10 protein-coding genes are annotated in these 10,158 nt (G+C 41.5%); 5 read left to right on the forward strand and 5 right to left on the reverse strand.

The window, feature by feature from the left end; all coding sequences use genetic code 11:
• Positions 1-406, reverse strand: a 406-nt coding sequence (locus WBA23_RS19690) for a DUF547 domain-containing protein (RefSeq protein WP_424583992.1), incomplete at its 3' end; no start/stop codon positions are given.
• Positions 407-668: 262 nt separating this feature from the next.
• Between WBA23_RS19690 and WBA23_RS19695 the strand changes: the two genes are divergently transcribed.
• The 4 genes from WBA23_RS19695 to rplS all read left to right on the forward strand — a co-directional run bounded on the left by WBA23_RS19695 (position 669) and on the right by rplS (position 5,602).
• Positions 669-1,532 carry a transporter gene (locus tag WBA23_RS19695; RefSeq protein ID WP_424583993.1) on the forward strand — a complete coding sequence of 288 codons (864 nt, stop codon included), beginning with the start codon at positions 669-671 and terminating at the stop codon, positions 1,530-1,532.
• Between the two features lie 143 nt (positions 1,533-1,675).
• Positions 1,676-3,019 (forward strand): NAD(P)/FAD-dependent oxidoreductase, encoded by a 1,344-nt coding sequence (locus WBA23_RS19700; RefSeq protein ID WP_424583994.1) that lies wholly within the window; start codon positions 1,676-1,678, stop codon positions 3,017-3,019.
• 11 nt (positions 3,020-3,030) lie between these two features.
• Positions 3,031-4,938, forward strand: a complete 1,908-nt coding sequence (locus WBA23_RS19705; RefSeq protein WP_424583995.1) for a 4Fe-4S binding protein — start codon at positions 3,031-3,033, stop codon at positions 4,936-4,938.
• Positions 4,939-5,230: 292 nt separating this feature from the next.
• Positions 5,231-5,602, forward strand: a complete 372-nt coding sequence (gene rplS / locus WBA23_RS19710; protein ID WP_424583996.1) for a 50S ribosomal protein L19 — start codon at positions 5,231-5,233, stop codon at positions 5,600-5,602.
• 77 nt (positions 5,603-5,679) lie between these two features.
• On the opposite strand, the gene WBA23_RS19715 is transcribed toward rplS, so the two are convergent.
• On the reverse strand, positions 5,680-5,925 hold the full coding sequence (locus WBA23_RS19715) for a YtxH domain-containing protein (RefSeq protein ID WP_424583997.1): 246 nt from the start codon (positions 5,923-5,925) through the stop codon (positions 5,680-5,682).
• 150 nt (positions 5,926-6,075) lie between these two features.
• Here WBA23_RS19715 and aroA point away from each other — a divergent pair, with 150 nt between their 5' ends.
• Positions 6,076-7,311 (forward strand): 3-phosphoshikimate 1-carboxyvinyltransferase, encoded by a 1,236-nt coding sequence (gene aroA, locus WBA23_RS19720; RefSeq protein WP_424583998.1) that lies wholly within the window; start codon positions 6,076-6,078, stop codon positions 7,309-7,311.
• On the opposite strand, the gene WBA23_RS19725 is transcribed toward aroA, so the two are convergent.
• The 3 genes from WBA23_RS19725 to WBA23_RS19735 form a co-directional block, all read right to left on the reverse strand.
• Entirely contained in the window at positions 7,295-7,447 is a 153-nt protein-coding gene (locus WBA23_RS19725; protein WP_424583999.1) for a hypothetical protein, read from the reverse strand. The genes aroA and WBA23_RS19725 overlap by 17 nt on opposite strands.
• A 160-nt stretch (positions 7,448-7,607) precedes the next feature.
• The gene (locus WBA23_RS19730; RefSeq protein ID WP_424584000.1) at positions 7,608-9,314 is read right to left on the reverse strand and encodes a DUF262 domain-containing protein; all 1,707 of its coding nucleotides are present in this window, start codon (positions 9,312-9,314) and stop codon (positions 7,608-7,610) included.
• A 66-nt stretch (positions 9,315-9,380) separates the two neighbouring features.
• On the reverse strand, positions 9,381-10,158 hold a 778-nt coding region (locus tag WBA23_RS19735), incomplete at its 5' end, for an SPASM domain-containing protein (RefSeq protein ID WP_424584001.1).

Genomic DNA, 10,158 nt, shown 5'->3' on the forward strand with positions numbered 1-10,158 from the left:
CAAAGTGAGTGCGCGCATCAAAATGGTCTTTAAGCAGGTGCTCCTTCTCTAATTGATTTAAGGTAAGCGACTTTCCCGCTACTTGGTGCTTATTTTTATCAAAAAAGCCAGTAATATTCATAGGTGATTTTACCGGATAGTTTTGGGTGATCTGGTAAATGGTGACAATATTATAAGCATTAATATAGAATGCTTTTTTTTCAGCGTCGGATGCTCCATCGAGGGAAATTCTTCCCACTTCCTCATAAAGCTGATTAATCTTTGTCGGATTATTGGCAATTGCTTCGTAATTGACCATTCCGTTGGTTACCTGTTTCCCTAGTAAATCGTCAACACTTTGGGTAAAATCAGCGGTACTGAGAGACGTGAGAGTGTAAATTAATATAGTGACTATTACTGCTTTCATTATTAATCATGTTTAGTTGGTTTTATGCCATTAACGTGCCATGTTAAAATTAGATAGCTCAAAAGTGTCATCTTATTGACATATAGCTTCTCCTCTTTATTAATCACTTTAAATAGTTGCTGCTAATGATAAGTTTTCTTTACACATTATCATTTGTCAAATTGAAGACATAATAATCACTTGGCAGTAACATAATTGCGTTGAAACCAAATATAACCAAATAAAGCTTCAACAATTATTTAATCTTTTAACGCAATTTAGTATGAGCAATAGAACAATTATCTTGCTTAGTAGCATCACTTTTATTTCCAGTTTGCTACTAATTGCCCCCGCAAATTCTCAATCATTAACCGATGGTTTTATGAAAGGGAAGGGACACGGCAGCCTAGTACTTTCCTATTCGTGGGAACAATACGATGAGTTTTACTTTGGAACAGAACAGATGGATGCACCGCCGCCTTTTGGGGGAGAAATTACTACACAAAGCGTAAGCTTGTACGGCATTTATGGATTAACCGATAATCTGGATATTATTGTAAACTTACCTTTTATTACGGCTCAAGGAGCAAATGAAGATCTAGATGCGCCCGACCAAAATGTAAATGGACTACAGGATGTAGCGGTATTTTTAAAGTGGCGTCCGCTGTATATAGAAACTGAAGGGGGCAGCCTCTCATTTTTAGGAGCCGCTGGCGTCGCTACTCCCCTGAGTGACTATGCCGATAACGCAGTCTTATCTATTGGTAATCAATCTACTCGGGTAGATGCTCGGCTAATGACCCAGTATTTTATGAATAGCGGATTTTTCATTGATCTACAAGCCGGTTACTCTATCCGAAGCAACGATGTTCCCAACGCTACCTTACTGGCGGGAAAGCTTGGTTACGCCGGTAAAAATTTCTATCTGGACTTATGGTCTGAGACGCAGATATCGGATAGTGATGCTCCTGATATTGGTGGTGTACCATTCAACGAGACTCGGGTAAACTACACCCAAATTGGTATCAGTGGCTACGTTCCAATAACTAGTGGTTTAGGTGTCTCCGTTGGAGTAGGTCAATTCGTAGGAGGAAGAAATGTAGGATTAGCAACTCGCGTTTCGGGTGGGGTCGTGTATAGTTTCTAGTTTAAATAGTCGAAAGTCGATGGTCCACAGAATACTTCGCTGTAGACTATCAACTATCGACTGTGGACTACTAGCTATGTAATCTACCCGACTTTTTCTACCTTGTCGGCAGCTTACATTTGGCTGATGAATCCTTCAACCCTATGACTCACGTTTGCATCATCGGAAACGGTATCGCTGGTATTACCACCGCCCGGAATATCAGAAAGCTAAAGTCCGCCAGTGAATTCAAGATTACGGTTATTTCTTCCGAAACTGACCATTTCTTCTCCCGAACTGCACTCATGTATATCTACATGGGCCACATGACTTATGAGCATACCAAACCCTACGAAGATTGGTTCTGGTCGAAAAACGATATAGAGTTGCTGCGGGATTATGTGCAGCAGATAGATACTTCGAAGAAAATTCTCAGTCTTCAGAGTGGCAATACACTGAAATATGACGTATTGGTGTTAGCCACCGGATCTAGCGGTAATCGGGCCGGTTGGTCGGGTGAGAATCTGAAGGGTATTCAGGGAATGATCACGTATCAAGATATTGAGGCGATGGAAGGCAATACCAAGAACATAGAGCAAGCGGTAATTGTAGGGGGAGGATTAGTTGGAGTGGAGATGGCGGAATGTTTGCATACGCGCCATATTCCGGTCACTTTCTTTATTCGGGAAAAAGAATACTGGAGCAACATACTACCGCCCGAAGAATCAAAAATGATTAGCCGTCATATTCGTGCCAATGGTATCAATCTGCTGACCGAACGGAGTGTAAAGGAATTTAAAGGCGACTCGCAAGGTCGGGTTTCTTCGGTGGTGTTAGAAGATGGAGAAGAACATCGCTGTCAGTTTGTAGGAATTACCATTGGGGTTCATCCCAATATTAAATTTCTGGCAGACTCGGGTATTGAAACTGATCGAGGAATTTTGGTCGATGAACAACTACAAACGAATATCCCCGATGTATACGCCGTAGGTGATTGTGCCCAGCATCTTAATCCACCTTCCGGACGGCAGCCTTTAGAGCAAATCTGGTATAGTGGACGTATGCAAGGTGAAACCCTGGCGAAAACCATCTGCGGTAAACCCATGAAATACATACCGGGCATCTTCTTCAATTCGGCGAAGTTCTTCGATATTGAGTATCAGGTGTACGGGCAAATTAACGCTCAGCAGCAAGATTTTGAAGAACAATTTTATTGGGAACACCCTGATGGAGAGAAAGCCGTTCGTATCGCCTTCGATCGGGAAAGTGGCGTAGTGATTGGATTTAACCTAATGGGCATCCGCTTTCGCCACGAAGTGTGCGACCGCTGGCTACGGGAGAAGCGAAGTGTAGAATATGCGCTAGAACATCTGGAGGAAGCTAACTTTGACCCTGAGTTTTACCAAACGCACGAAGAAGATATTGCCCGAAAATTTATCCGAGACTACCCCAATCGCCCAATAAAGCGAAAACGTAAAGGAGCTATTGCTGCCTTATTCGGACTATAAAAACTTAAACTATGCACGGAAAAAGTATTATCCAATTAGTTGGCCTAGCTCTATTTATTGCTGGTTTTGGCTTTTTTATAGCCATTTTCTTTCTATCTAATTACCAGCTAACCGAAGAAGTTCTGCTGGAGCAGCTAGGTACAGAAGATGAAAAAAATATGAATGCGGCTGCCCAGCAGACTTCCACTAACAATAGCAAAGTTTCGCCTTCTACCTATCAGTTATCGATAGAAGGTGCTTCCGAAATGTTCGGTAAAACCTACGGAAGCAATTTCGCTTTCATTCGTGATTTGGAAGGAGCGATTCAGCAAGTAAACGAACAAGCCAAAGAAATCTACGGTATCTCTGATGAAGAAGTCGGCCAGATGGTAGAGAAGATTATTAGCGAGAACGACGGAACCTATCAGCTAGACGCGGCCACCTCTGTTTTTGGTAGCAGTGAGGTGGCAGAAGCTAAAGCTCAGAAGCTGCGGGATTACACTAACTGGCTGGAAGGACAGCAGTTCAGTAGTCAAGAAGAATTACAGAGCCAGCTCAGTGGTCAGATCAGCAGTATCAATAATGATATTGCTCGCCAAAAAGGTATTGATAAGTATCGATCCAAAGGCCTAAAAACTGCTATTGTTAAAGCTTCAACGGTAGGATTTATCGCCGAAAACAAACTTACCATATTGTTACTCACTTTTCTCACGGCAATTATTGGCTCGTTAATGTATTTGTTGCCAAGAGTAAAGGAGCATCCCGGAATTAAGAACAATCATATCTTTCATTCAGCCCTAAAACACCGAGGATGGCTGGGCATTATGGTAGGTACATTCTTGATTCTATTTTACATTGTACTGTACTTTTATCCATACTACATGACCAACTGGATTCTTCTGGTTGATCCGGTAAGTATAGCCCTTAGTGGAAATCCAGCGGGTGAGTTCTTCTTGTATGGCTTCTTGTATACGATCTGTATTATCGTAATGGGTATTCGGATGATTATCAATTATCGGCATAGTCGTTACCAGATTATCAGGACTATTTCGGTCATGTTTTTCCAGACCGCCTTTGCCTTCCTGATTCCCGAAATTCTCATTCGCCTCAATAATCCCTACTTCGACTTTAAAAACATCTGGCCACTCGACTATGATTTTTTCTTCCCCAGCAGCTTGAACCAACTTATTGACAATGGAACGCTAGGCCTGTTCATGCTGGTCTGGGGCATTGCTCTAATTATTGTAGCCGTTCCGGTATTCGTCTATTTCTTTGGAAAACGCTGGTATTGTTCTTGGGTATGCGGTTGCGGTGGTCTGGCCGAAACATTAGGTGACCCGTACCGTCAGTTATCTGACAAATCGTTGGGAGCCTGGAAAGTAGAACGTTACCTAATTCATGGAGTATTGGTTTTTGCGGTAGTCATGACTATTGGAATGATTTATACTTTCTTTACCGGAAGTGGCAGTTTGCTCGGAATTCCTACCTACACCATGGCCGAGACATACGGCTTTTTTATTGGGGCGGGTTTTGCTGGAGTAATCGGAACAGGTTTCTATCCACTGATGGGAAACCGGGTTTGGTGTCGCTTTGGCTGTCCGCTAGCTGCTTACCTTGGGTTAGTACAACGCTTCAAATCTCGCTTTCGCATTACGACCAACGGAGGGCAGTGCATCTCCTGTGGCAACTGTTCCACTTACTGCGAAATGGGCATTGATGTTCGGTGGTACGCCCAGCGTGGTCAAAATATTGTCCGATCATCTTGTGTTGGTTGTGGTATCTGTTCGGCGGTTTGTCCTCGTGGAGTACTCAAGTTGGAGAATGGTCCCGAAGAAGGCCGCTTTGGTATGCCCATCATCATCGGCAATGATAGCGTGAAGATTGACAGTACTACTCAGTCACCCGAGCTGAAACCAAAAGAGCCCGTTGAAGTAGGCTGATCTTATTCCATTTCCCAAACAGAACAGCAATAAGTTTAGTACTAACTTGCTCTCGCTCGAGTTGAATACTTTCTGTGCAGTGGTTTATCTTCACTTTTCTATATATGTCTAACAGTATAGGAGAGACATAGGTATCAGAATCACTTATAGAAGAGAATACTAGAGTGACGATTTACATGCAAGAGTTTCATCCCTTACTTTTTTATGCTCATAGGAACTTTGATTATCTTTTAGTGTTTCCTATATTTGCAGTCCTTTTCTGAAAAAGACTATAGCTAACGACGACAATACCATGAGTGATCTACTTACATTTGTAGAACAGGAGATAGCCCAGGACATCCGGTCTAATTTTCCGGATTTTGAAGCAGGTGATACTATTAATGTTCACGTGAAAATTAAAGAGGGTAACAAGGAGCGTATCCAGCAATTTCAGGGTACGGTTATCCAGCGAAAGAATCGAAATAGCAGCGGTGAAACTTTTACAGTGCGAAAGATTTCCAATAGTGTGGGAGTGGAGCGTATTCTTCCACTACTTTCACCTAGCATTGATAAAATTGAGTTGATCCGTCGCGGTAAGGTACGACGGGCCCGCTTGTACTACCTACGCGGACGGCAAGGAAAAGCAGCCCGTATCAAAGAGCGGCGGCGGCATTCTTCTAAATAGCATAAGAAAAGCGATGATAAAACATCGCTTTTTTATTTTGATATAAAGTTGATCGTATTGCTAGAGTAGAGTAACTATTATAAGTTTTTAGTGAACTTCTTACTGTACTTTTCTAGCTCCTCAACGGCTGTTTCAGCTATATCTTTAATTCGATCAAATCCTTCTTCCCATACATCTTCCAAATCATAGAGAGCATCATTGGCCGAGTCGTTTATTTTTTGCCGGTTTTTCTTGCCATTTTCGGGAGCTATGGTAAGCCCAAGTAAAGCTCCTGCTGCTAAACCAAGTACAAAGGCTATTAAGGTTTTTTCTTCATTGTTCATAGAAAAATAGTTTAGATAGAATAAAAAATTAATACTCTCATCAAAGTACGAAAAAAATAAGAGAACTATCTACCATGCAAACCCCAATTTTTAAATACTTTTACTACTACAATACGCTAGAGAGTATTGCACCCTTAATTACCTCTTCTTTTGGAATATCTACATATTCGTAAACCTAACTCATTTATTCAGGCGACTGTGCCGTTGCCTTCTTCTAAAAGTGAAAGTAATCGTGCTCTTATTATTCAGGCACTTTCCGAAGAAGAAATTATACTACATAATCTATCAGAAGCCCGCGATACTCAAACCATGCAACGCTTACTCCAGTCTAACAAGCCCGAACTGGATGTGCTAGATGCCGGAACTACGATGCGCTTTCTAATTGCGTACTGTACGGTAAAAAAATTAGGTAAAATCATCAAGGGTACTCCCCGGATGCACCAGCGTCCGGTACGTATTTTAGTAGATGCTTTGCAAGAAATTGGAGCGGATATTCAGTATTTAGAGGAAGAAGGATACCCCCCGGTACATGTGCGAGGTATGACCCTTGATCAGTCAATGAAGCACATACAGATGCGGGGTGATGTTAGCAGCCAGTATATTTCGGCATTGTTAATGATTGCGCCTACGTTTGATCGTGGCTTGTTGCTGGAGTTAGTAGGCAAAATCGGCAGTCGCCCGTACATCAATATGACGTTAGCACTGATGCAACACTTCGGTATAGAACCTACTTGGGAAAATGAACGAACAATCCGGGTGGAACCGTCTTCTTACCAGTCAGGAAACTACACTATTGAATCCGACTGGTCGGGGGCTAGTTATTGGTACAGCTTTATGGCTTTGGCCGAGCAGGGTGAAATAGTGTTAAAAGGATTACGAAAGGACTCATTTCAAGGTGATCAGGCGATTATAGAAATTATGGAGAACCTGGGAGTGCGCACTCAGTTTGAATTAGAAGGTGTTCGCTTAAGTAAACAAGGTGAGATAAAATCCTTTTCTTACGATTTCAGTGATTGCCCGGATTTAGCGCAAACAGTAGCGGTGACTTGTGCTGCTGCCGGAGTGCCCTGCACCATGACTGGTTTAGAAAGCCTACGGATTAAAGAAACCGATCGTATTGCCGCCCTACAAGCTGAACTAGCGAAAATAGGGGCGGGGTTAAATGAAAGAGGTAGTAGTTGGAACCTAATTCCACCGCAACAACTAACGTGGCCAAATGAGCTAACTATCGATACTTACGATGATCACCGAATGGCCATGGCTTTTGCGCCACTAGTAATGAAGTCGGAATTAGTTATTGAAAATCCGGGAGTAGTGAATAAATCGTATCCTCGGTTCTGGGAAGATTTACAAAAAGCTGGAATAGAAACTACCGAGCGGGAGTAACTACTGCCGCCGATTGCGTAGTAGCAGTAAGATTTACTGGGGCCTCTACTTTAGAATAGGTAGGGCAAGTTTGGTGAGAACAACTACTAGCAGCAGCCAGAAACAGGATAGCGACGGAAAACTTAAGTACTTTCATACGACCTTAGATTTGCAGATAAGCGTAATTTCGTTAAATTTTTTCATTTGCCGAAAAAACTACGACATTTTTAACATTTTTCATACAACGTGCAAAATTTCAACTTCGTTTACTTTTTCTTAATAACTTACTTACAAATTTCTTGCTTTACCGCAAATGACTACTTGTTCTGACTATCGTACTGTGAAATTTTCCATATTGAAGATGCACAATTTGCTAATCTGCTTTGCCTACGATCAATAGTGTTCGGTGTCCACTCATTTGCCTGAATCTGCTTAGTCATCTCGTATTGGCTGGTTTGATAGATAGCTTTTTTATCATCAAAAGGCAAAACCTCACATTGTCGGTTTTTATCATCTTCCAAAAGCGTGTAATTGCCTAATCTATAAACCACAGAATCGTGTATAGCAGGTGGAAAATCATTGTGGTAATTCTCACTGCCATTCTCTGGTAAAATATGTTCAATTGTTGCTGGATTTTCTTCATAGTCATAATCGTTTTGGCTCAAGTGATTTTCAATCTTAAAAAGAATATACCTAACAATCTTTTTCCCTCGTTTAGTACTGATCGATTTTGTCGAGAAATCATTTTTAAAATCAGTATCAGCAGGATACAGTGATTTTACTGATTGTGCAATCTGTTGAATTGAAATCATCTCTTCGTTATTCACCTTAACGGCAGCTTTATTGTAAACATCCTCTTTCAAATTTGTATGTAATCGCGCAATAACGGTATACCGAAAAGTTATAATACTCACCAGTTTAAGGACTTTAGAAAAATTCTCTAAAGAAAGGTTATTGTATGCGGAAATTAGCAATGGATAAGCCTGTATTTCCTTAAAAAGGGTCAACTCTTTAATTCTTTTTTTAACCTCTCGGTCTCCCTCCCAAAACGTATCCGCGTAGTTAGATAGCGCGTTATATAACTGCGCGTTTTCTTCTAATGAATCGAGAAGAAAAATTACATCGGGTGAAGAACTAATAGCCTCTTTTATAGCTCTAAATAAGTATTCTTGTCTGATGAGTTTATTCTTTGATATCCAATAATGACGCAGAAAAACAGGAAAATTATCTAGACCAATTATATTAATAATCTTCTTCCATTTATCTTTTATGTGAGGTAGGTCTACTTGTGTGGCAATAGAGAATAAGTAGTTCTTGAGCAAATCGGTAACAGTAAGGCCGACACCACGGGAGTTTAACGTCTCAAAAACTGTGTAAGCACTTAATTCATCCTCAACTACAATCTGGATGAACATTAGCTTTTCCGCCACCATCTTATTGAGAAAGTTGGCTACCTCTTCACCGTTAGCTTTCTCACCAAACGCCTCAGCAAGTCTATCCACAAAAAAATTATACGCTTGCCAGAGAAGTTTATCTGAATCTCTTAACGTATTAGTATTAGTGGGACTGCGAAAAACTAGCAGGTTAGACTGGAAAAAGCTGTTGTTGTTTTCATTTAGTTGCAATTTCGAAGAGTAGGTAAGAGAAGCAGGGTCTTTATCTCCAATAAATTTTCTCTGAAGTAACTCTATTCTCTGTTTATTATCTTCTACGTCTATACCTGATTTAACAAGTTTATTCAAGTAATTAGTAACGCTCAATACAATTAATATAAGCGTAGAAAACCGCTGCTGTCCGTCAATAACATGGTACTTCTTTTCTCCCATGTTTTGAAGAACGATCGAACCCATATAATGAACGCTCCCAGAATCTCTAATCCCTAAAATATCATTCCATAGATCTTCCCATTGGTCTTTTTTCCATGAATAATCTTGCTGATAAGGAGGAACCACATATGTTTTTCCATTACCAACGATATCACTCAAACTAACTGTGCTGGTATCCAAAAGATTGTTTACAGCCATAACGGTTTAAGAGCTTTATTTCTGCATGATAGTACTTCCTAATACTGTTATAACCACTTTAGGTTACTAAGCCCACACCTTGGTCCCCTCGGTGCAATTCTGGCAAATATCAATCTGCTGGCGCGATTGTAATAGCTGACCGCGGAACTGCTGATAAGCCTCACCGTACCAAATGTCCTGAAACGATTTTTCCTGCACTGAACCCAGTACGTGGTGAGCATCTTTATCGAAGCAACAGGGAACAATGCGCCCGTCCCAGGTCATCACGCAGGAATGCCACATTTTCCAGCAGTGATCCAGCAACTTATTTTTAATCGCGTAACTTCCGTTGGGTTGCTTCCGGTAGCGGGCGTACTTTTCTTGGGTAGGAATGAGCGGCGAACCTTGTTTGTAGTCGTAAATTTGAGCGGTTTTAAATCGTACTTCATCTACTCCAATTTTGTTAGCCAACTGTTGCACTTCAGCAATCTGGTGCTCGTTGGGGCGTACAACCAGAAACTGAAAAATGACGTGCGGGGTGCGCGAACGCAGCTTTTTTTTCCAGTGGATAATATTCTCAGTCCCTTCCAGCACTTTATCTAATCTACCTCCAATTCGGTACGATTCGTAGGTTGCTTGTGTAGTGCCATCGATAGAAATAATCAGCCGGTCCAGTCCGGAAGCTACAGTTTGGCGAGCGGCTTCACCGTTCAAAAAGTGAGCATTGGTAGAAGTAGCGGTGTAAATATTTTTCCGAGCTGCGTACGCCACCAATTCCAGAAATTGCGGGTGCAGATACGGTTCACCCTGAAAATAAAGCAGCAAATACAACAGCGTGGGGTGCAGCTCATCAATCGTTTGCCGG

It is taken from the genome of Tunicatimonas sp., assembly GCF_049647865.1.
Classification (GTDB): Bacteria; Bacteroidota; Bacteroidia; order Cytophagales; family Cyclobacteriaceae; genus Tunicatimonas.

Excerpts from the sequence above, each read along its gene's own strand:
- WBA23_RS19695 (WP_424583993.1), top strand. The coding sequence starts at position 669 with ATGAGCAATAGAACAATTATCTTGCTTAGTAGCATCACTTTTATTTCC.
- WBA23_RS19700 (WP_424583994.1), top strand. The coding sequence starts at position 1,676 with ATGACTCACGTTTGCATCATCGGAAACGGTATCGCTGGTATTACCACC.
- WBA23_RS19705 (WP_424583995.1), top strand. The coding sequence starts at position 3,031 with ATGCACGGAAAAAGTATTATCCAATTAGTTGGCCTAGCTCTATTTATT.
- rplS (WP_424583996.1), top strand. The coding sequence starts at position 5,231 with ATGAGTGATCTACTTACATTTGTAGAACAGGAGATAGCCCAGGACATC.
- WBA23_RS19715 (WP_424583997.1), bottom strand. The coding sequence starts at position 5,925 with ATGAACAATGAAGAAAAAACCTTAATAGCCTTTGTACTTGGTTTAGCA.
- WBA23_RS19725 (WP_424583999.1), bottom strand. The coding sequence starts at position 7,447 with ATGAAAGTACTTAAGTTTTCCGTCGCTATCCTGTTTCTGGCTGCTGCT.
- WBA23_RS19730 (WP_424584000.1), bottom strand. The coding sequence starts at position 9,314 with ATGGCTGTAAACAATCTTTTGGATACCAGCACAGTTAGTTTGAGTGAT.